At 73.1% G+C, this 20,035-nt stretch carries 18 protein-coding genes and 2 pseudogenes; 9 read left to right on the top strand and 11 right to left on the bottom strand.

All coding sequences use genetic code 11. The annotated features are described in order from the left end of the window. From LE181_RS20590 to LE181_RS20580, 3 genes are all read left to right on the top strand, one after another. The coding region (locus tag LE181_RS20590) for an isoaspartyl peptidase/L-asparaginase family protein (protein WP_225662791.1) at positions 1 to 960 on the top strand (960 nt) is incomplete at its 5' end. Between the two features lie 83 nt (positions 961 to 1,043). Beyond that, the gene (locus LE181_RS20585; RefSeq protein ID WP_225662790.1) at positions 1,044 to 2,108 is read left to right on the top strand and encodes a YncE family protein; all 1,065 of its coding nucleotides are present in this window, start codon (positions 1,044 to 1,046) and stop codon (positions 2,106 to 2,108) included. Between the two features lie 188 nt (positions 2,109 to 2,296). Beyond that, on the top strand, positions 2,297 to 3,238 hold the full coding sequence (locus tag LE181_RS20580; protein WP_225662789.1) for a polysaccharide deacetylase family protein: 942 nt from the start codon (positions 2,297 to 2,299) through the stop codon (positions 3,236 to 3,238). A 7-nt stretch (positions 3,239 to 3,245) separates the two neighbouring features. On the opposite strand, the gene LE181_RS20575 is transcribed toward LE181_RS20580, so the two are convergent. From LE181_RS20575 to LE181_RS20550, 6 genes and pseudogenes are all read right to left on the bottom strand, one after another. Continuing rightward, positions 3,246 to 4,505, bottom strand: a complete 1,260-nt coding sequence (locus LE181_RS20575; protein ID WP_225662788.1) for an exo-beta-N-acetylmuramidase NamZ family protein — start codon at positions 4,503 to 4,505, stop codon at positions 3,246 to 3,248. 19 nt (positions 4,506 to 4,524) lie between these two features. Further along, positions 4,525 to 5,724 carry a cytochrome P450 family protein gene (locus LE181_RS20570; protein ID WP_225662787.1) on the bottom strand — a complete coding sequence of 400 codons (1,200 nt, stop codon included), beginning with the start codon at positions 5,722 to 5,724 and terminating at the stop codon, positions 4,525 to 4,527. Between the two features lie 210 nt (positions 5,725 to 5,934). After that, the gene (locus LE181_RS20565; protein ID WP_225662786.1) at positions 5,935 to 6,681 is read right to left on the bottom strand and encodes a phosphatase PAP2 family protein; all 747 of its coding nucleotides are present in this window, start codon (positions 6,679 to 6,681) and stop codon (positions 5,935 to 5,937) included. Continuing rightward, positions 6,678 to 7,361 carry a phosphatase PAP2 family protein gene (locus LE181_RS20560; protein WP_225662785.1) on the bottom strand — a complete coding sequence of 228 codons (684 nt, stop codon included), beginning with the start codon at positions 7,359 to 7,361 and terminating at the stop codon, positions 6,678 to 6,680. The genes LE181_RS20565 and LE181_RS20560 overlap by 4 nt, the downstream gene beginning before the upstream one ends. Further along, positions 7,358 to 8,044 (bottom strand): DedA family protein, encoded by a 687-nt coding sequence (locus LE181_RS20555; RefSeq protein WP_225662784.1) that lies wholly within the window; start codon positions 8,042 to 8,044, stop codon positions 7,358 to 7,360. Before LE181_RS20555 ends, LE181_RS20560 begins: the two co-directional genes overlap by 4 nt. A 258-nt stretch (positions 8,045 to 8,302) precedes the next feature. Beyond that, positions 8,303 to 8,692: pseudogene (locus tag LE181_RS20550) on the bottom strand (rodlin); the annotation flags it as partial. 329 nt (positions 8,693 to 9,021) lie between these two features. Here LE181_RS20550 and LE181_RS20545 point away from each other — a divergent pair. From LE181_RS20545 to LE181_RS20530, 4 genes and pseudogenes are all read left to right on the top strand, one after another. Next, positions 9,022 to 9,336: a putative quinol monooxygenase gene (locus LE181_RS20545; protein WP_225662783.1), complete on the top strand. Its 315-nt coding sequence runs from the start codon at positions 9,022 to 9,024 to the stop codon at positions 9,334 to 9,336. A gap of 325 nt (positions 9,337 to 9,661) precedes the next feature. Next, entirely contained in the window at positions 9,662 to 10,678 is a 1,017-nt protein-coding gene (locus LE181_RS20540) for an isopenicillin N synthase family dioxygenase (protein ID WP_225662782.1), read from the top strand. Between the two features lie 133 nt (positions 10,679 to 10,811). Beyond that, positions 10,812 to 12,141 (top strand): annotated as a pseudogene (locus LE181_RS20535) (MbnB/TglH/ChrH family RiPP precursor modification enzyme). Beyond that, positions 12,138 to 13,130, top strand: a complete 993-nt coding sequence (locus LE181_RS20530) for a TIGR04222 domain-containing membrane protein (protein WP_225662781.1) — start codon at positions 12,138 to 12,140, stop codon at positions 13,128 to 13,130. The pseudogene LE181_RS20535 and the gene LE181_RS20530 overlap by 4 nt, the downstream one beginning before the upstream one ends. Positions 13,131 to 13,152: 22 nt before the next feature. On the opposite strand, the gene LE181_RS20525 is transcribed toward LE181_RS20530, so the two are convergent. Then, entirely contained in the window at positions 13,153 to 13,959 is an 807-nt protein-coding gene (locus LE181_RS20525) for a putative hydro-lyase (RefSeq protein ID WP_225662780.1), read from the bottom strand. Positions 13,960 to 14,428: 469 nt separating this feature from the next. Between LE181_RS20525 and LE181_RS20520 the strand changes: the two genes are divergently transcribed. Then, positions 14,429 to 15,499, top strand: coding sequence for a S1 family peptidase (locus LE181_RS20520; protein WP_225662779.1), 1,071 nt, complete (start codon positions 14,429 to 14,431; stop codon positions 15,497 to 15,499). Between the two features lie 9 nt (positions 15,500 to 15,508). Here the strand turns inward: LE181_RS20520 and LE181_RS20515 are convergent, their stop codons facing one another. Then, the gene (locus tag LE181_RS20515; protein WP_225662778.1) at positions 15,509 to 16,396 is read right to left on the bottom strand and encodes a helix-turn-helix transcriptional regulator; all 888 of its coding nucleotides are present in this window, start codon (positions 16,394 to 16,396) and stop codon (positions 15,509 to 15,511) included. Between the two features lie 118 nt (positions 16,397 to 16,514). Here LE181_RS20515 and LE181_RS20510 point away from each other — a divergent pair, with 118 nt between their 5' ends. Further along, positions 16,515 to 17,567 carry an NAD(P)-dependent alcohol dehydrogenase gene (locus LE181_RS20510; protein WP_225662777.1) on the top strand — a complete coding sequence of 351 codons (1,053 nt, stop codon included), beginning with the start codon at positions 16,515 to 16,517 and terminating at the stop codon, positions 17,565 to 17,567. Positions 17,568 to 17,635: 68 nt separating this feature from the next. Here LE181_RS20510 and LE181_RS20505 read toward each other — a convergent pair whose 3' ends face one another. From LE181_RS20505 to LE181_RS20495, 3 genes are all read right to left on the bottom strand, one after another. After that, positions 17,636 to 17,863: a hypothetical protein gene (locus LE181_RS20505; RefSeq protein ID WP_225662776.1), complete on the bottom strand. Its 228-nt coding sequence runs from the start codon at positions 17,861 to 17,863 to the stop codon at positions 17,636 to 17,638. A gap of 52 nt (positions 17,864 to 17,915) precedes the next feature. After that, complete coding sequence (locus tag LE181_RS20500) at positions 17,916 to 18,797, bottom strand: hypothetical protein (RefSeq protein WP_225662775.1); 882 nt, start codon at positions 18,795 to 18,797, stop codon at positions 17,916 to 17,918. A 179-nt stretch (positions 18,798 to 18,976) separates the two neighbouring features. After that, entirely contained in the window at positions 18,977 to 19,900 is a 924-nt protein-coding gene (locus LE181_RS20495; protein WP_225662774.1) for an MBL fold metallo-hydrolase, read from the bottom strand. Positions 19,901 to 20,035: the final 135 nt, after the last annotated feature.

Here is a 20,035-nt window from a genome sequence, read left to right as displayed (position 1 = left end):
GGCGGCGCGCCCCGGCCCGAGGCCCGGGACGTCGTCCTCGCCGTGCACGGCGGCGCGGGCACCGCACTGCGCCGCGAGACCACCGACGCCCGCACCGAGAGGGCCTACCGCGACGGGCTCGCCGAGGCGCTGCGCGCCGGGCACCGGGTGCTGCGCCGGGGCGGCGACAGCGTGGCCGCCGTCGAGGCGGCCGTGCGGGTGCTGGAGGACAACGCCCTGTTCAACGCGGGCAAGGGCGCCGTCTTCACCGAGGACGCCGGCCACGAGCTCGACGCGTCCGTCATGCGCGGCTCCGACCTGGCGGCCGGTGCGGTCGCCGGAGTGCGCCACGTGCGCAACCCCGTCTCGGCCGCCCGCCTCGTGATGGAACGCACCCGGCACGTCCTGCTCGCCGGCGAGGCCGCCGACGCCTTCGCCGCCCGCAACGGCCTGACGCCCGTCACCCAGGACTACTTCTGGACACAGAAGCGCTGGGACGAGCTCATGAAGGCCAAACAGACGCGCACCGCCGCGGGCACCCCCGCCGCGAGCACGACCGGAACGGTCGGGGCGGTCGCCCTCGACCGCCGCCGCGGCCTGGCCGCGGCCACCTCGACCGGCGGCATGACGAACAAGATGGCCGGCCGCGTCGGCGACTCGCCCGTCGTGGGCGCCGGCACCTACGCCAAGGACGGCAACGTCGCCGCGAGCGCCACCGGCCAGGGCGAGGTGTTCCTCCGCGGCGCGGCGGCCGCCACGCTCTCCCACCTCGTGGAATTCGGCGGCATGGACGTCGCCGCGGCCGCCCACGAGGTCGTGGTCCGGCGGCTGCCGGAGCTCGGCGGCACGGGCGGGGTCATCGCGCTGGACTCCCGGGGCACCTACGCCGCCCCGCACAGCAGCGAAGGCATGCTGCACGGCTACGTGACGGCCGACGGCAGGATCGTCACCCGCATCTTCCCCGACGAGCAGGGGAACTGACCCCCCATCATTGCATCTGGTGCACAGCTCGGTTGACGACATTGCACTGGAGTCAACGGCCGTCTCCGTCAAGGATGAACGGCATGAACACCTTTGACGCACCCGCCCCTTACACGCCCTCCCCGGACCGCGACGTCCTGGCCGTCGTCAGCCAGAGCGGCCCGTCCGTCACCTTCTTCGACGCCGCCACGTACGAGCGGCTGCACGTCCTCGACGTGCCCGCCGAGCCCCACGAGCTGTGCTTCGACCCCGACCACCGCCTGCTGTACTGCGTCAGCACCTACGTCTCCGGCTACTACCACGCACACCAGGGCCGCGCCCGGCAGATCACCGTCATCGACGCCGACACCCTCACGATCGTGGACACGCTCGACACCGCGCCCGACCACGCGCCCCACGGCATCACCCTGGACCGCGCCCGCGCCCGGCTGTACGTCAGCGTCGAGGCCAACGGCGACACCCCCGGCGGGGTGATCATCTACGACGCGAGGACCCGCGAGCGGATCGGCAGGATCCCGGTGATGGCGGACGGCCCGCACTGGTTCGAGATCACCCCCGACGGGCGCCGGGGCTACTCCACCAACAAGGAGGCGCCGTTCGTGACCGTCCTCGACCTGGAACGCGACGAGCTCGCCGGCATGATCGAGGTGCCCGGCAGCGAGGGGCTCGACGTCTCGCCCGACGGCCGCTACGTCTACGTCGCCGCCCCCAAGGGCGACTTCGGGCCCCGCCCCGCCGCCCCGCCCGGACTGCGGGTGATCGACGTGGCCACCGGCGAGATCGTGCGGACCCTGTTCACCGAGGGCGTGGTCTTCCCCGTGCACACGACGGCGACCGGCGCCGTACTGGCGGGGGAGCTGCGCATGGCACAGGGCGCCGGCAGCGCGCTCGGCGCCCAGACCGACGGGGTACTGACCGTCTTCGCCCCGGACACCTTCGACGTGGTGGGGCAGGTCGAGGTCGGGCACTTCCCGCTGACGATCACCTCTTCGCCTGACGGCAGTGTGGGTTACGTGTCGAACGTCCTGTCCAGCACGGTGACCGTGGTCGACCTGGAACGCCTGGAGGTGCTCACCACCCTCACCGTCGACCGGGCGGGGGAAGCGGGGGCCCACGGACTGGCCTACCTCCCCGCAGCCCGGAACTGACGCGGCGGAGGGGGTGTTCGCGCCCCCTCCCGCGCCACCCGGGCGGGCGAATCACGGCGTGCCGCGCGGTTGCGGGAGCCGTCACATGCCCCGAGGGTGGGTGTCAAGATCATCGAACCGGCGTCTCCGCCGGGCTGAGGTGACGGGCCGTGCACTGCTCACGGTCCGTCACCCGTGAGGAGTCGTGGATGTCCGGAAACCGTGACGTCTTCCGGCGTGGCCGCGGGCGCCACCGGCGCCGCCGACGGGCTCCGCTGAAGACCGTTCTGACCGTCTCGGTGCTGATGGCGTGCTCGGCGTTCATGGCGAACGCGGTGAACGACGACACGACGGAATGCGGCCCCCTGGGCAATGCGGTCAACCCGAGCTGCCCCGGCCAGGCCGCCGCCAAACGGGTCGAGACCCCGGCGGGCAAGGCCGGCAGCGGCGGAGGCGGCGGCACCGACGGAATGCCGCGCGACGGCGACGGCGCCGGCGCGGCCCCCCGCCCCCGGACGCCGGAGGCCGAGGGCGTGTACGACCGCGAGCGCTGCGGCAACACCTCCGGGCGGGTCCTGCTCACGCTGGACGACTGGCCGTACAACGACCCCCAGCGGTCCGTGCGCATCGGCGCCCAGCTCCAGGCGCAGGGCGTGCGGGCGGCGTTCTTCCTCATCGGCAAGTTCGCCGCGCAGTACCCCCAGATCACCGCGACCCTGCGGCAGCAGGGCCACTGGGTGGGCAACCACTCCTACACCCACCGTAAGCTCACCGCCCTCGACGACGACGTCCTCACGGACGAGATCCGGCTGGGGGTGGGCGGCAACATGCTGCGCCCGCCCTACGGCGCCGCCGACGAACGCGAGCGCGAGGCCGCCGCCGAGCTGGGCTACCGCGTCTGCAACTGGACCGTCGACACCCACGACTGGGAGAAGGTCGACGGCCAGCCGCGCAGCGTCGAGGACATCCGGGCCAGCGTGCGGAACGCCACCCAGGAGGAGAAGCACAACGGCGTGATCCTCGGCCACCTCTTCAGCAACTTCCCCGAGGCGCTGCCCGGCATCATCAGCGACCTGCAGAGCCAGGGCTACGGCGTCTGCCGCAACAACGGACCGGTGGGCGACCAGGTCCCCTACCCGCTCGACTGCTGAGCGCCGGTCAGCGGTAGCGCAGGTACTTCTTCCGGACGGCCCGGAACGCCGCCAGCTCCTTCTGCCAGGCGCCGGTCACGGCGTCCGTGTCCGCCCCCTCGTCGATCATGGTGCGCAGCCGGGGCGACCCGGAGAGCTTGTCGATGAAACGGTCCGGGCGCCACGCGAACCCGCGCCACGTCCGCTTCGCGGTCACCAGCAGCGCCACGGCCGTACGCACCGGGTCGTAGGCCGCGCGGTCGTGGACGTGGATCTGCAGGCCGCCCACCGTCTTCCCCTGGAACGCCCCGAAGGTCGGTGCGTAGTACGCCTCGCGGAAGTGCACCCCCGGCAGCCCGACGGCCTCCGCCGCCCTCGCCCAGCGGCCGTCGAGGCCCACGGCGCCGAGCATCTCGAACGGCCGCACCGTGCCGCGCCCCTCCGACATGGTCGTGCCCTCGAACAGGCCCGTGCCGGAGTAGACCAGCGCGGTGTCGGGCGTGGCCATGTTGGGGCTGGGCGGCACCCACGGCAGGCCCGTGGCGTCGAAGAAGTCGGCGCGCCGCCAGCCGGTCATCTCCACCACGCTCAGGTCCACCGTCCGGCCGGCGGCGGCCCGCAGGAACTCCCCGTTGTAGAGCAGGGCCAGCTCGGCGACGGTCATGCCGTGCGCCTGGGCGATGGGGGCCCGGCCGATGAACGTGGCGTACGCGGGGTCGAGCACCGGCCCGTGGGCGTCCCGTCCGGAGGCCGGGTTCGGACGGTCGAGGACAACGAAGCGCTTGCCGGTCACGGCGGCCGCCACCATGCAGTCGTAGAGCGTCCAGATGCAGGTGTAGAAGCGGGCTCCGGCGTCCTGGCTGTCGTAGACGAGCGTGTCCACGCCGGCCCGGTCGAACACCTCGGCGAGGGCCTTCCCGCTCTTGCGGTACGTGTCGAGGACGGGCAGCCCGGTCGAGGGATCCGTGGAGTCGCCCTCGGACAGCCCGGCCTGGGGCGTGCCGCGGTAGCCGTGCTCCGCGCCGAAGACGGCGGTCACCCGTACGCGGCGGTCGGCGTGCAGGACGTCGACGACGCCCCGCGCGTCGGCGGTGATGCCGCTCTGGTTGGTGATGACGCCCACCCGCTGCCCGTCCAGCAGCCGGTAGCCGTCTGCGGCGAGCCGCTCGAAGCCCGTGCGCACGCGGGCGGCGGGGGCCCGCCGCGGTACGGCGGCCGCCGCCGGACCGCCCGGCCACAGTGCACCGGCGGCGCCGGTGGCCAGCAGAACCCGTCGGGATACCGTCATACCTCCGCAACGTAGCCCATCAGACGCCCGTTGCCGTGTACCTCACCGGCAGGGCGAGCAGACCGCGCAGCGCGAGGCTCGGCCGCCAGGTCAGACGCCCGGGATCGCAGTCGAACGCCAGGTCGGGGCAGCGCTGCAGGAGTGCCTTGAGGGCGATGGACGCCTCCATCCGGGCGAGCGGGGCCCCGATGCAGTGGTGGACGCCGTGCCCGAAGGCGAGGTGGCCGCGCGCGTCACGGCGGATGTCGAAGGTGTCGGGATCGGCGAACTGCCGCGGGTCGCGGGCCGCCGCGGCGAGGACGACGATCACCGCTTCCCGGGCGGGCACGGTCGTGCCGCCGAAGTCCACGGGCGCGGTGGTGTAGCGGTAGGCGGCCCGCTCGACCGGGCAGTCGTAGCGCAGCACTTCCTCGACCGCGCCGTCGAGCAGGGACCAGTCGGCCCGCAGCGCGGCGAGCTGGTCGGGATGGCGCAGCAGGGCGTGGGCACCGCTGGAGATCAGGTTGACGGTCGTCTCGTGCCCGGCGACGAGCAGGACGAAGGCCATGCCCAGCAGTTCGGCGGGGGAGAGCACGTCGTCGTCGCCGCTGCGGGCGAGGGCACTGAGGAGGTCCTCCTCGGGGGCGTTGCGCTTGGCCTCGACGAGCGCGCCGAGGTAGCCGGTCATGGCCTCGGCCGCCGCTGCCGCGGCCTCGGGGCTGGAGGGCTGGACCATCTCGTCCGACCAGTCGCGGAAGGCGGCCCGGTCGGCGGCGGGAACGCCGAGCAGCTCGCAGATGACGGTCAGGGGGAGGGGCAGCGCGTAGTCCTCGACGAGGTCGGCGCGGCCAGCGGGCAGCAGGGCGTCGAGCAGTTCGTCGGCGATGCGCTCGATGCGGGGGCGCATCGAGGCGATGCGCTGGGGGCTGAACTCCTTGGCGACCAGCCGGCGCAGCCGGGTGTGGTCCGGCGGGTCGGTCTGCAGCATGTTGAGCCCGATCGCGTAGCCGCCGTCGCCGTCCCAGCCGGCGGAGTTGCGGAGGTCGTTGCTCAGCCGCGGGTCGGTCAGGGCCGCCCGGGCCTCCGCGTGGCCCACGATCAGCCAGGCGTCACGGTCGTCGGGGGTGCGGATCCGGTGGACGGGTCCCTGCTCGCGCAGGTGTGCGTAAAGGGAGTGCGGGTCGGTGGCGAAGTCCGCGCCGGGGGGAGTCAGGTCTTCGAGGGCGGGTGCGGTGGACATGGGCGATCCCTTCTCCGTGCGGCATCGGCCGCAGGGACTCAACTGGGGATTGTTCCCCACTTGACCTGCCGGGAACGGTAGCAGAAGTGGGGAACAATCCCCGATTGGGGGTGGTGGGTGAGAGCGGGTACGCGAGAGGGGTGGCACCCTCCTCGGGTACCACCCCTCTGTCCGGCCGGAGTTGCCCGGCGGCCCGGCCCGCCGGGCGGCTCACGGACCGTCGGCCGCGGAGTGCGCGTCGCTCCGTTCCGCCGGGCCTTTGCGCTGCCCTGCGCCGGTGCCGCGCCCTGCCCCGCGGCCCGTCACCCGGTCGGGGGGTCTGCCCGCCGGCCGGTCGGTGAAGGCGCCGAGCACGGGCAGCGTCAGCACCAGCCAGCACGTCGCCAGAAGCCAGCCCCCGACGATGTCCGTGGGCCAGTGCACGCCCAGGACGATGCGGGTGGCCGCCACTCCGGCCGCCCACAGGGCGCAGCAGGCGGCGGCCAGCCGCCCCGCGAGGGGCGGCGCCACGCGCAGCAGGGCCCAGGCGAGCAGCCCGGCCGCCAACGCGCTGGTGGTGGCGTGCCCGGAGGGGAAGGCGGGCCCCGAGGAATCGGTGACCCGGTCGGCGAGCGGCGGCCGGGGGCGGCCGACGGCGTAGCGCAGGGTCACCCGGACCAGCTGGCCCAGCGCCAGCACCGCCACCGAGGCCACGACGGCCTGCGCCCGGCGGCAGGCGATCCAGCCCGCCACCGCCGCCACGGTGTACGGCACGACGCCCGTGCCCGTGTCCGTCAGGAGCTTCGCGGCGTCCAGCGTGCCGGCGGTGCGGTGCTCCAGCGCCGCGTCGTGCACCGCCGCGTCCATCGCGAAGGGCACGCCGCGGGCGGCCACGACCAGGGCCGTGAGCACCGCGAGCGCCAGCGCCGCCGGGGCGGCGATCATCCAGGCCCGCCGGGAGGGCCGGGGGCCGCTCACGCGGGGGTCAGCAGCAGCGGCCGGAGCCGGCCCTTGCGGGCCCGCTCGACCCAGGGCGTGCCCCGGGTCGCGAACACGGTCAGCGGCAGCGCCAGCGCGATGCCCAGCAGCGCGCCGCCCGCGACGTCATGGGGGTAGTGCACGCCGATCCACACCCGCGAGGCGGCCATGGCCACCGCGGCCAGCACGGCCACGGCGCCCAGCCGCCGCTCGACGAGCCACAGGGCGGTGGCCGCCGCGAAGGCGATCACCGCGTGGTTGCTGGGAAAGGACCAGTCGCCGTGCACCGGGCACGACTCCAGGGTGAAACTGCCCGGTATCGAGCGGCAGGGCCGCTCCTCGCGCACCAGCGCCTTCAGCATCATGTCCACTCCGTACACGACCGCCACGACCAGGGGCGTGGCCAGCGCGCGGGCCATCATCGGGGAGTCCGAGCGCCGCGCCTGCCACCAGGCGGCGAGCATCAGCACGGCGAACAGCCCCAGGCCGAAGGCCGACCACGTGGAGACCGTATCGTTCAGCAGCCAGGGGGCGTGCTGCGCGTCGCGCGTGATGTCCGTGTAGAGGCCGCCGTCGATGCCGGACCCGTCGAAGGCGGGAAGCCCGGAGAGCCCGGGAAGGCCGGGGAGTCCGGCGGGGCGGGAGAAGCCGGGGACGTGCACCAGGGGTATGCCGTTCATCGCGGCCCTCCGTCCGTGCCGGCGGTCGCCCCGGCCTCCGCCGCGGCCCGGCGCCGCCCGCGCAGCAGCTCCAGGGCGAGCGGCAGCAACGACAGGGCGACGACGAGCCCCACGATCGGCAGCAGGTAGCGGTCGACGTTCGGCACGGCGGACCCCAGGGCGTAGCCGGCCAGGACCAGCCCCAGCGTCCACACCAGGCCGCCGGCCACCTGCCACACGGCGAAGGTGCGCGGCGCGACGCCCAGCGCACCGGCGAGGGGATTGAGCACGGTGCGGACCACCGGTACGAAGCGGGCGAGCACGATGGCGCGCGCGTGCCCGTACCGGTCGAGCAACTCCTCGGCCCGCGCGGCGCCTTCGTGCAGCCGCTTGTTGCGCGAACGCGCCAGCAGGGCCCGGCCGCCGCGCCGCCCGAGGACGTAGCCGCACTGCGCGCCGGCCAGTGCGCCCACCGCGGAGGCGGCCAGCACCTGGGCGAGGTCGAGGTGCGGGCCCGTGTGCGCGCCCGCCCTGCTGAACAGGCCGGCCGTGAACAGCAGGGAATCGCCGGGCAGGAAGAAGCCGACGAGCAGGCCGGTCTCGGCGAACAGCACGACGGCGATGCCGAGCGCACCGAAGGCCGCGAGCAGCGACGAGGCGTCCAAGACGTTGACGGCCAGGGCCGGAGCGGTCGGTACGAGCACGAGTGCGTGGCCTCCCATGATCGGGGGCGGGCCCGCGGCCCGCCGCAATGAATTGCCGGGCAAGCTGATTATCCGGATCACGGTGGGCAGTTCGTTCGTGTCGCCGCCCGGAGATACAAGAATCCCCCCGCCCCGGGGCCCGTACACCCGGAGCAGAGGGATTCCGTGGAATCACGGCGAACGTCAGTGACCGTGGTGGTCGTCCCCGTGATGGCCCTCGGAGTGCTCCGAGTACTCCGTGTGCTCCTCGTGGGCCGAGCTGTTGCCCGAGCCGTTGCCCGAAATGATCGGGATCTCGTCGAGCAGGTGCGACAGCGGGTCGTCGCCGTCGTTGATCACGGAGTTGTCGGTGCACTGCTGCTGCTGCTGCGACGTGAGGATCGGGACGTCCTGGACGCCGATGTTGATCAGCGCGAGGACGGACTGGATGCCGAGCTTGCCGATGCCGATGCACGGCTTGTTGAGCGTGCCCTGGATGAGGCTCATCTGCGGGCTCTCCACGCCCCCGGTCTTGGTGTTGCCGTAGCCGGTCTTCGCACCGTTGGCGTTCGCGACATCCTGGTCGTTGCCGATGGCCATGGCGGGGGAGGCCATGGCGCCGACCGCGGAAGCCGTAACGGCGACCGTGGCGAGTACCTTGTTGAGCACGTCTATGCCCTTTCGATCGGTCGATGATTCCCACCGGGAAGCGAACTGAGTAACTGCCGTTTATTCAAGAAGTTCCGGACTTTCACTCATTCGCGCCAGTGGGTCATTTGAGAACAGCAGTGGCCAACTCCGTATTCATGGGCGTCTTCCGAAGGTGGCGCGCCCAATTGACCGATGGCTTCGCCGCCCGCGCCGCCCCGGCTGGTAGCGTGCGCCGCACGGCGGGTTTCTCAGCCGTCGGCCCGCTCGGACAGCGCCCCCACACGTTGCGTCCGGGCGGGCTTTTGAGTGTCCGGTGAATCGACGGGATCGATGGATGGAGTGGCTGCGTGACCGTTGAATACATCCGCTACCGCATCGCCGAACCCGACCGCCGCACCGCCTTCGAGAAGGCGTACGCGGCGGCGGCCAGCCACCTGTACGCCGCTCCCCAGTGCCTGGCCTACGAGCTGTCGCGCGGCGTCGAGGAGCCCGAGCGCTACGTGCTGCGCATCGAGTGGTCCTCGGTCCACGACCACGAGCAGGGCTTCCGCCACGGCCCGCACTTCCCGCCCTTCCTCGCCGAGATCCGGCCCTACGCCGGTGACGTCGAGGAGATGAAGCACTACGAGCGGACGCTGGTGGTCGACAAGCGCCGAATGTGAACGGCGTGTGACGCGTGCCACTGCCGTCGGGGCGGTGGGATCGTCGCCGGGGCGTATACCCTCTGGGGTGTGAACATGCTCGTCAAACGCCGCCACGTGGACTTCGTCCGCGTCACGAGCATGTCCTGTCGCAGCTTTGGCTGACCTCGACGCCTGTGCCCCGCCGGTCCCCGGGACCGCGGCCGCGTCCGTCTTCTTCGAGCTTTTCCGCTTCTCCTCCCTAGCCGCTGCCCGGCCCCGCTCTGCCCGCATACCCTGCGGCGCACCCGTGGGCCGTCCGGCCACCGCCGGGCGATTACCGGGCCCCTCACGCTGTGGACATCTCATGATCAACGAGCTTCCCGTCATCGATCTCTCCGCCGCCTCCGCCGGCCCCGAGGCGCGCGCCCGCCTCCACGAGACGCTGCACTCCGCCGCCCGCGACGTCGGTTTCTTCCACCTGACCGGCCACGGCATCACCCCCGCCGAGACCGATGAGCTGATGCGCACGATGCGCGCCTTCTTCGCCCTTCCCGAGGCGGACCGGCTGGCGATCAGCAACCTCAACTCCCCCCACTTCCGCGGCTACACGCGCATCGGCGACGAGCGCACCGGCGGCAGCCAGGACTGGCGCGACCAGCTCGACATCGGCGCCGAGCGCGCCGCCCGCGTGCCCGGCCCGGACGAGCCCGGCTACTGGTGGCTGGAGGGCCCCAACCAGTGGCCCGCCGCCCTCCCGGAGCTGCGCACCGCCGCCCTGCACTGGGTCGACCGGCTGAGCTCGGTGGCCGAGCGGCTGCTCCACGAGCTGCTCGCCGCGATCGGCGCCCCCGAGGACTTCTACGACAAGGCGTTCGCCGACCGTCCCCACCTGCACCTCAAGCTCGTCCGCTACCCCGGCAGCGCCCCCGACGGGGCCGCCCAGGGCGTGGGCGCCCACAAGGACTACGGCTTCCTGACCCTGCTGTTGCAGGACACGGTCGGGGGCCTGCAGGTCGAGAGCGACGGTGAGTTCATCGACGTGCCGCCGCTGCCGGGCGCGTTCGTGATCAACCTCGGCGAGCTGCTCGAAGTCGCCACCAACGGCTACCTCAAGGCCACCAACCACCGGGTGGTCAGCCCGCCCGGAAACCGCGAGCGCTACTCCGTCCCGTTCTTCTACAACCCGCGCCTGGACGCCCGCATCGAGCCCCTGCCCTTCCCGCACGCCGACAAGGCCCCGGGCATCACGCAGGACGCGGCCAACCCGCTCTTCGCCGAGTACGGCCGCAACGAGATCAAGGGCTGGCTCCGCGCCCACCCCGGCGTCGCCCGCCGCCACCACGCGGACCTGCTGGAGGGCGCGACCTCGCCCGCCGTCTGACGCCCGGCCCGCGCGCCGGATCACTCCCGCCCCGCACAGCCTTACCGATCAATGGTTTATAAGGTGTGCGGGGGGAATGACCTTCGTATACGCGCCGACTCCGGCGCAGTGGGGGACACACGGGGGTGTGATCATGAGCCTTTCCTTGGGCACGGGCATCGGCTGGCGACCGGAGATCGCCGACGACATAGCGCGGCTGCCCGGCGTCGACTGGGTCGAGGTCGTGGCGGAGAACCTCTGCCCCGGCCACCTTCCCGACGCACTGCAGCGCCTGCGCGCACGCGGCACGACCGTCGTCCCGCACGGGGTCTCGCTCGGCCTCGGGGGCGCCGACCGGCCCGACCTGCACCGCCTGATGGCCCTCGCCGACCTGGCCGACGCCCTTCAGGCCCCGCTCGTCACCGAGCACATCGCCTTCGTCCGGGCCGGGGGAGCACTGACCCGCTCCCCCCGGACGGAGGCCGGGCACCTGCTGCCGGTGCCCCGGACCCGCGACAGCCTCGACGTCCTCTGCGAGAACGTCCGCATGGCCCAGGCGGCCCTGCCCGTCCCGCTCGCCCTGGAGAACGTCGCGGCGTTCCTCACCTGGCCCGGCGACGAGCTCACCGAAGGGCAGTTCCTCGCCGAACTGGTCGAACGAACCGGCGTGCGGCTCCTCGTGGACGTCGCCAACCTGCACACCAACCACGTCAACCGCGGCGAGGACCCGGCCGAGGCCCTGGCCGAACTGCCCGTCGAGGCCATCGCCTACGTCCACGTCGCGGGCGGTTTCGAACGGGACGGCCTGTGGCACGACAGCCACGCCCACCCGGTGACCCGGCCCGTCCTGGACGTCCTCGCCGCCCTGTGCGACCGCGTCGACCCACCGGGCGTCCTCCTCGAACGCGACGACCACTTCCCGACGGCGGACGGACTGGCGGCCGAGCTCGACGCCGTCCGCGCCGTGGTAGGGGCGGGGGCCCGCAGCCGTGGCTGACGACACCGCTTCCCTCCCCGTCGCGCGCCCCGCCCCCGACGGCACCACCGACGAGGCCCGCAGGCGCCTCGCACAGGCGCAGCTCGCCCTCCTCGCCACCCTCGTCGCGGACGGCCCACCCCCGGACGGCTTCGACCGGGAGCGGCTGGAGGTGCAGCGCCGCGCCCTGCTCGCCAAGCGCGCCGGCATCGTCGCCAAGGTGGCGCCCGACCTGGGCGACATCCTCGGGTCCGACTTCCGGCGCCTCTTCCTGGGCTACGCCCGGGGCCGCCCCATGACCGAGGGCTACCAGCGGGACGCCCTCGACTTCGCCCGCAACCTGCTCCACACGGATGCCGCGCCCCACCACCGGCAGCAGCTGGCGGACTGGGTGGCGGAACGCACCGGCCGTGACGCACCCGCCGAGGGCCCCTTCCGCCGCCTCGCCGCGACCCTGCGCCCCGGACGCCCGGCGCGCCAGCGTGCCGACCGAAAGGCATCCCGATGATCTTCTTCCTCATAGCGGCGCCGCTGTGCGTCCTCGTCCCGTCCGCCTGGCTGGTCCGCCTGCGGCTCCAGGCGCGCGGCCGGCCGGCGCTCCCCGTGGGCGACACCCCCTCCGACCTGCTCCGGGTGGCGTACCTGCGCGGCGGCGCCGGACGCGTCGTCGACACCGTCATCACCGCGATGCACGCCGACGGGCGCATCACCGTGCAGCAGGGCAGGGTGACCGTCGTCGAGCCCGTCGCCCGCACCGCCGTGGAGCGCGCGCTGCTCAGGCACTGCGCCTCCTGGACGGGCAATTCCCTGCGCGCCCTGCGCAGGGAGGTCCGCCGGGACCCGGCCCTGACCACCGTCGACGGCTCACTGGTCGAGCAGGGGCTGCTCCTCCCGCCCGCGGCGCGCCGCCTGTGGCCCCGCGTCGCCGGCGTACAGATGGCCGGCCTGGTCACCGGGGCGGCCTTCGCCCTCGTGCTGCTGGCCGACGCCCGGCGCGCGGCGGGGCTGGCCACGCTGGCCGTGGCCGCGGCCGGGATCGTGGTCCAGGTGGTGTGCCGGCCCCGCAAGGCGAAGATCCCGCGCACCGATCAGGGCGAGAAGCTCGCGTGGGACCTGGAGACGTTTCGTCCCTGGGCCGAGCGCGACCCCGCGGCCCACCCCGCGGGAGCCGCCGGCGTCCTCGCCGTCCGGGGGCCCGCGGCCCTGACCGACACGGCGCTGCGCAAGGAGTTCGAGAAGGCGTCCCGCACCAGACGCCCGACCCGCACCGCCACCCGCCACCGGAGCGGTTCCTCGTACTCGTCCGGTTCCTCGACGTCCTCCGCCGTGGCCGTCGTCGGCGCGTCGTGCGATGTCGGCTGCGCCGCGGCGGACACCGGCGGTCCGGGCGACGCGAACTCCGGCTGCTCCTCCTCGTCCTCCTCCAGTTGTTCGAGCTGTTCCAGCAGCTCAAGCTGTTCCTCCGGCAGTTCGTGCTCCAGTAGCAGCTGCTCCTGAACGGCCCCGTCCGCCGCGCCCGTCACAGCAGCCGGTACGCCGCGTCCAGGGCGTCGGTGATGAACATGTGGCCCGGGGCGTGGGTGATGGCGAAGGGCGGGGCCGACGCCATCAGTGCGGCCTGCGGCGTCACGCCGCAGGCCCAGAACACCGGCACGTCACCGGGGTGCAGCGCCACCGGGTCGCCGAAGTCGGGCCGGGCCAGGTCGGTGATGCCCAGCGCCCCCGGGTCCCCGGCGTGCACGGGTGCACCGTGGACGGCGGGCATGCGCGAGGTCAGCCTCCGTGCCGTGTGGACGTAGTCCGCGGGGACGGGCCGCATGGAGACGACCAGCGGGCCGTGCAGCCGGCAGGCCGGGCGGCAGGCGCGGTCGGTGACGTACATGGAGACGTTGCGGCGCTGCTCGACGTGGCGCAGTGGGACGCCGGCCTCGCGCAGCGCCCCCTCGAAGGTGAAGCTGCAGCCGATGAGGAAGGCCACCAGGTCGTCGCGCCACAGCCGGGTGACGTCCTTGGGCTCCGCCACGAGCCGGCCCTCGCGCCACACACGGTAGCGGGGGAGGTCGGTGCGGAGGTCGGCGCCGGGGGCGAGCGGCGTGGTGGACACGCCCGGCTCGGTGACGTCGAGGACGGGGCAGGGCTGGGGGTTGCGCTGGGCGAACAGCAGGACGTCGTAGGCCCAGTCGGCGGGCACGGCGATCAGGTTGGCCTGGGTACGGCCGTCGGCCCAGCCGGCGGTGGGCTCCGCACGGCCCGCCCGGAAGGCCGCCCGTGCCTCGGCGGGGGTGACGGCGGAGTGGGGCCCGTGCTGGTGCGTGGTCGTTTCCATGAACACCTCTCGAAGGCGAAAGCGAAGGCGAGGGTGGTGACAGAGACGCGCAATACCCGGCAGCGTATGGATTGTTGAACAATTCTGCAAGCGAGGAGGGGGGCGCGTCCGGGCCGTGGGTGGCGGAACGGCGAATACCGGACAGGGGGGATCGCTCATCGTGCGCCGCACGTCCGGCGGGCCACGCCCGGACGTCACGCGTGTTCATGCCGTTGAGCTCTGACGCTCCGTCATAAACACGTCGGTGCAGGTCATTTCGCGCACCGTTCTGAGTGATTGTGTGCGACCGGATGTCTTCTTGTGCGCCGCCTTGTCCGGACGGACGCTGGATCGGCAACTCTTGGCATGGACGCGACGTGATGGTCGCTCCGTCGGGGCGATGGCGCCCCCTGCCGATCCGAACCTCAACCCTCCGGGCCCGGCCGTGACTCGTGCGGCGGGCACACCCCCCTCACAGGAGGTCGACGAGTTGAACCACTCACGCATACCCCGGCGGCGCACCACCCTGGCCGTCGCCGGCGCCGTGGCCCTGACCACGGCCTCCCTCACCCTGCAGAACGCCACGGCGGCCCCCACCCCCCACGCCGCCGGACTCTCCGCCGCCGCAGCGGGCTCCCTCGCCCAGAAGATCACCGCGCTCGGCGTGGACAGCGCCGGGGCGTACTACGACGCGGCCGCGAAGAAGCTCGTCGTCAACGTCCTCGACGCCACGGCCGCCACCGCCGTACGGGCCGCCGGCGCCCAGCCGGCCCTCGTCGAGCACTCCGCGGCCGAGCTCGCCTCCGCCAGAGCGGAACTCGCCGCCCGCGCCGCCGTCCCCGGCACCGCCTGGGCGACCGACCCGCGCACCAACAAGGTCGTCGTGACCGTCGACAGCACCGTCAGGGGCGAACGGCTGGCCACCGTCGAGAAGACCGTCGCCGCCCTCGGCGGCAAAGCCGTCATCAAGCGGACGCCCGGGAAGATCAGGCCGCTCATCGCGGGCGGCGACGCCATCTGGGGCAGCGGAGTGCGCTGCTCGCTGGGGTTCAACGTGACCAAGGGCGGCAAGCCCTACTTCCTGACCGCCGGGCACTGCGGCAACGCCTCCTCCACCTGGTCCGCCTCGCAGGGCGGCTCCCGCATCGGCACGAACGAGAAGGCGTCCTTCCCCGGCAACGACTACGCCCTCGTGAAGTACACCACCGGCACCGACCACCCCAGCGCCGTCGACCTCTACGACGGCAGCCGGCAGGACATCGCCCGGGCCGGCGAGGCGACCGTCGGCGAACAAGTACAGCGCAGCGGAAGCACCACCCAGGTCCACGGCGGCGAGGTCACCGCCCTCGACGTCACCGTCAACTACCAGGAGGGGCAGGTCGACGGCCTGATCGGGACGACCGTCTGCGCCGAGCCGGGCGACAGCGGCGGCGCGCTCTTCGACGGCGACACCGCGCTCGGCCTCACCTCCGGCGGCAGCGGCGACTGCTCCTCCGGCGGCGAGACCTTCTTCCAGCCGGTGCCCGCCGCCCTCCGGGCGGTGGGGGCCCAGCTGCCCTGACGGGCGGCCCTACGACCGGGGGTGCGGTGCCGGCACCGAGGGTTCCGCGCCCCCGGCCTCCGCCAGAGTCCAGCTGGCCAGCAGCCGCAGCGACTCCGCGGACGGCGAACCGGGCTCGGCGTGGTACGTGATCAGCTGCTGCTCCGGGTCGGCCGGCAGCACCAGCGTCTCGTACGACAGCGTCAGCGCACCCACCACGGGATGCTGCAGCCGCTTCACCCCGAAGCCCTTGTCCTGCACGTTGTGCGCCGCCCACAGCGCCCGGAACTCCGGGGACTTGACGGACAGCTCCCCCACCAGCGCCGCCAGCTTCGGGTCGTCCGGGTAGCGGCCGGCATCCAGCCGCAACAGGGCCACGATGTCGGCCGCCTTGTTCTCCCACTCCACGTACAGCTCGCGCGCGGCCGGCTCCAGGAAGATCTGCCAGGCCAGGTTGCACTGGTGGGCGGGCAGGGAGGAGAAGTCGCCGAGCAGGGCGCACGCGAAGCGGTTCCAGGCGATGATGTCCAGCCGCCGCCCGACGACGTACGCCGGGACGCTGTCCATGGTGTCGATGAGCTGCTGCACCGCCGGACGCACCCGCTGCGGGCGGCCCGCCCCCGCGCGCGACGGCCGGGCGGCCGGCCTGGCCAGCCGGTTCAGGTGATCGCGCTCGGCCCGGTTCAGCCGCAGCGCGCCCGCTATCGCGTCGAGCACGGCCGCGGACACGTTCTGCCCCCGGCCCTGTTCGAGCCGGGTGTAGTACGCGACGCTCACACCGGCGAGCTGCGACAGCTCCTCGCGGCGCAGGCCCGGCACCCGGCGCCGCCCGCCGTGCGCGGACAGCCCCACGTCCTCGGGCCGTAGCCGGGCGCGGCGGGAGCGGAGGAACTCGCTCAGTTCGGTGCGCTGATCCATGACCACCAGTATGCGGGCCCGCCTGCCGGCCAGGGTGGTCCTGCCAGTGGTAGGACCACCAAGCGTGGGCTCAGCCGGGATCTGGCTAGCACCACCGGCCGCACGCATGATCGATGCCATGACGCACAAGACTGTCCACGCATACGCGGCACCCGCGCCGAAGGCCCCGCTGGAGCGGACCACCATCACGCGCCGTGAGCTGGGCGCGCACGACATCCTCATCGACATCAAGTACGCCGGCATCTGCCACTCCGACCTGCACACCGTGCGCGGCGAGTGGGGTCACGAGACCTTCCCGATCGTCCCCGGCCACGAGATCGCCGGTGTCGTCTCCGAGGTCGGGTCCGGCGTCACCCGCTACGCCCCCGGCGACCGCGTCGGCGTCGGCTGCTTCGTCGACTCCTGCCGCGAGTGCGACAACTGCCGGGCCGGCCTGCAGCAGCACTGCACCGGCGAGCTCGGCTCGGTCGGCACCTACGCCGCCACCGGCCGCGACGGGGAGTTCACCCAGGGCGGCTACTCCACGCACCTGGTCGTCGACGAGAACTACGCCCTGAGCATCCCGGAGAGCCTTCCGCTGGACGCCGCCGCCCCCCTGCTGTGCGCCGGCATCACGCTGTACTCGCCGCTCGCCCGCTGGCAGGCCGGTCCCGGCAAGAAGGTCGCCGTCGTCGGCCTGGGCGGCCTCGGCCACATGGGCGTGAAGCTCGCGCACGCGATGGGCGCCGAGGTCACCGTCCTCAGCCAGTCCCTGCGCAAGAAGGACGACGGCCTGCGGCTGGGCGCGGATCACTACCACGCGACCTCCGACCCGGCCACCTTCGAGGCGCTGGCGGGCACCTTCGACCTGATCCTCAACACCGTCTCCGCCGACCTGGACCTCGACGCCTACATCGGTCTGCTGAAGACCGGCGGCACCCTCGTCCAGCTGGGCGCCCCCGAGAACAAGCTGGCCGTCTCGCCCTTCGCCCTGGTGCAAGGCCGCAAGTCCTTCTCCGGGTCGATGATCGGCGGCCTCCCCGAGACCCAGGAGATGCTGGACTTCTGCGCCGAGCACGGCATCGTCTCCGACATCGAGCTCATCCGCGCCGACCGGATCAACGAGGCGTACGAGCGCGTGCTGGCCAGCGACGTCCGCTACCGCTTCGTCATCGACGCCGCGACGATCTGACCGCAACGATCCGAGCGCGTGCGGCACCGGCGGCCGGCCCGGCGGGGGCCGGCCGCCGGCCGCGCGGCTCACTCCTCTCCGTGCCGGTCCCTGCGCTCGGCCTCGTCCAGCTCCCGCATCCGCCGGTGGACGGCCTCCCGCAGGTTCGGAGCGCGGTCCCCGCCCGTGCCGCCGCGGGCCGGGGCGTCCGCCCCGGTCCCGGCGGGCGGCTCTCCGGCCTTGAGGCGGTCGATCAGCCGGTGCAGCTGACGGGCGCGTGCCGTGCGCCTGCCGGTGTCCTTCGCGTTCTCGCCCATCGCAGAACCTCCTCGGGCGGCCGGACGGACCGTGCGGCGTGCCGGCCCTCCCTCAGTCATTGTCCTGCGCCCCGCCCTCCCACGTGCCCTCCGTGCTGCCGCCCGACTGCAGCGCCTGGATCTGCGTGCGCCAGGCCGAGGCCCGCGAGCCGGTGGACTCCTTCACGCGTGCCGTCAGGCTCCGGGCCGCCGAGAAGCGCTCCGAGACCGGGCCGCTCGCGGCGATGCGCTGCGCCGTCCTGGTGCGGGCGTCGATCGCCGAGCGCAGGCTGCCCGCCCGGGCGGTGAGCTTGCCCAGGTCCCGGAACCGCGGCTTGTCGGTGCCGAACCAGATCTGCTGCCACCAGTGGTCCGTGACCGGGTCGTGCCAGCTGATGTAGCCGCCGGGCAGGATCTGCCGGGGGCCGGGCAGATTGCCGCCGAAGCTGTAGCGGACGCCGGGCGCGACGACGGGGTCGTAGAAGTGCGGCGTGAAGAAGTCCGACATCAGCAGCCCGTTGATCGTGTAGCCGTACTCGGGTGCCTCCGGCGGGTCGGCGACCTCGACCAGGAACTCCACCACCCCCTGCCCCGGCTTCGGCGACTGGCCCGCCACCAGCCGGTTGCCCCCGGGGTCGCCGAGCATCTCCAGCATCTCGTGGCTGGCGGTCAGCGACCAGCTGTCGCTGTACTCGATGAGGGAGAACGGCTGTCCGTTGTCGTCCAGGTGGACGCCTGCCGCGCCCTCCATCCCGATGTCGTCCTTGACGATCATGGGCCAGTAGCCGACGGGGACGTCCTCCAGCTTGTCGAAGGCGTCGACCGAGGCGGGGAGGTTCCAGATTGGGCCGAAGTCGCGGATGGCCTGCTTCTGCAGGGCCGCGGCGACGCGGGTGAGCTGGGAGGGCGTGATCTGGCTCGTCTCGGAGACCAGGGCGAGTTGGGTGACCAGCATGGCGGGTTCCGGCTTTCTCCTGAGGGCGACGGGCGTCGGAGTGCCTGATGCATGCCGTGACCCGGCCACGGGTTCACCGTTCGTGCCCGATGACCGCCCGCATGGAGCAGCCCGGGACACCGGAGCGTGCGGTGACGCGGGCGGGCCATCAGGCCGTACGCACCTGTTCTGCCGGCGGCTCAGCGGGTCCGGTCGAACGCCGCCCACCGGGTGACGGCGAACCCGCCGCCGTCGCGGTGGACTTCGGCGCCGCCGTGGCCCGGCAGGTGCGCCGGGAAGACCAGCGCCCGGGTGTCGGCGGCCTGCTCCAGGATCCGCAGCCGGGAGCGGGTGGCGGCCACCTGGTCCTCGCTCAGGCACGTGTCGCACTCCGGGTGGGCGATCTGCAGCGGGCTGTGCACCAGGTCCCCGATGAACAGCGCACGGTCCGTGCCGGACTCCAGCCGCAGGACCGACGAGCCCGGTGTGTGCCCGGGGGCCGGTTCCAGGGACAGGTGCTCGTCGATGCGGTACCCCTCCTCCCACAGCACCGCCTGACCGGCCCGGTGCACCGGCGCGACGCTGTCCTCGAACATGGTGCCGCCCGCGAGATCGATGCCCACGCCGCCGAGCGCACCGCGCCTGCGGTGGTTGCCGTCCGGGTTCCAGTAGTCGAAGTCGGCCCTGGCGATGAGGTAGGTGGCGTTGGGGAAGGTGGGGACCCACTCGCCGTTCACCAGACGGGTGTTCCAGCCCACGTGGTCGGCGTGCACATGGGTGTTCACCACGACGTCCACGTCCTCCGGGCGGACCCCGGCGGCGAGCAGCCGGCCCAGGAAGTCCGTCCGCAGCCCGGACCACGCGGGCATGTGCGGCCGTTCCTTGTCATTGCCCAGACCCGTGTCGACGAGGATCGTCCGGCCCCCGCTGTGCAGCACCCACGTCTGCACGTTGGCCATCAGGTCGTCCGTCTGCGGATCCCAGAAGTCCGGGGCGAGCCAGGACGCGTTGTCCTGCCACATCCGGGGCGTGCTCGCGGGGAAGATGTCGGTGGTGGGGGCGACCGGTGCGTGCCATTCCACGACGCGGGTGATGTCCACGTCGCCCAAAGTGATCGTCTGCATGTCCTCGACGCTATGCGGCACCGGCGAGACGTCCAATGCGTGTCCGTCGCCGCTCTATGCGCCATCGTCTCGCCCGGCGGAAGCCGGGGGAGCCCGGGGTGGCCGGGGGCGGTCGCGGGCCCGGGGTGTCCGGGC

Source organism: Streptomyces sichuanensis, from assembly GCF_020328095.1.
GTDB lineage: Bacteria > Actinomycetota > Actinomycetes > Streptomycetales > Streptomycetaceae > Streptomyces > Streptomyces cinnamoneus.
This window is presented reverse-complemented; position numbering and strand designations above follow the sequence as displayed.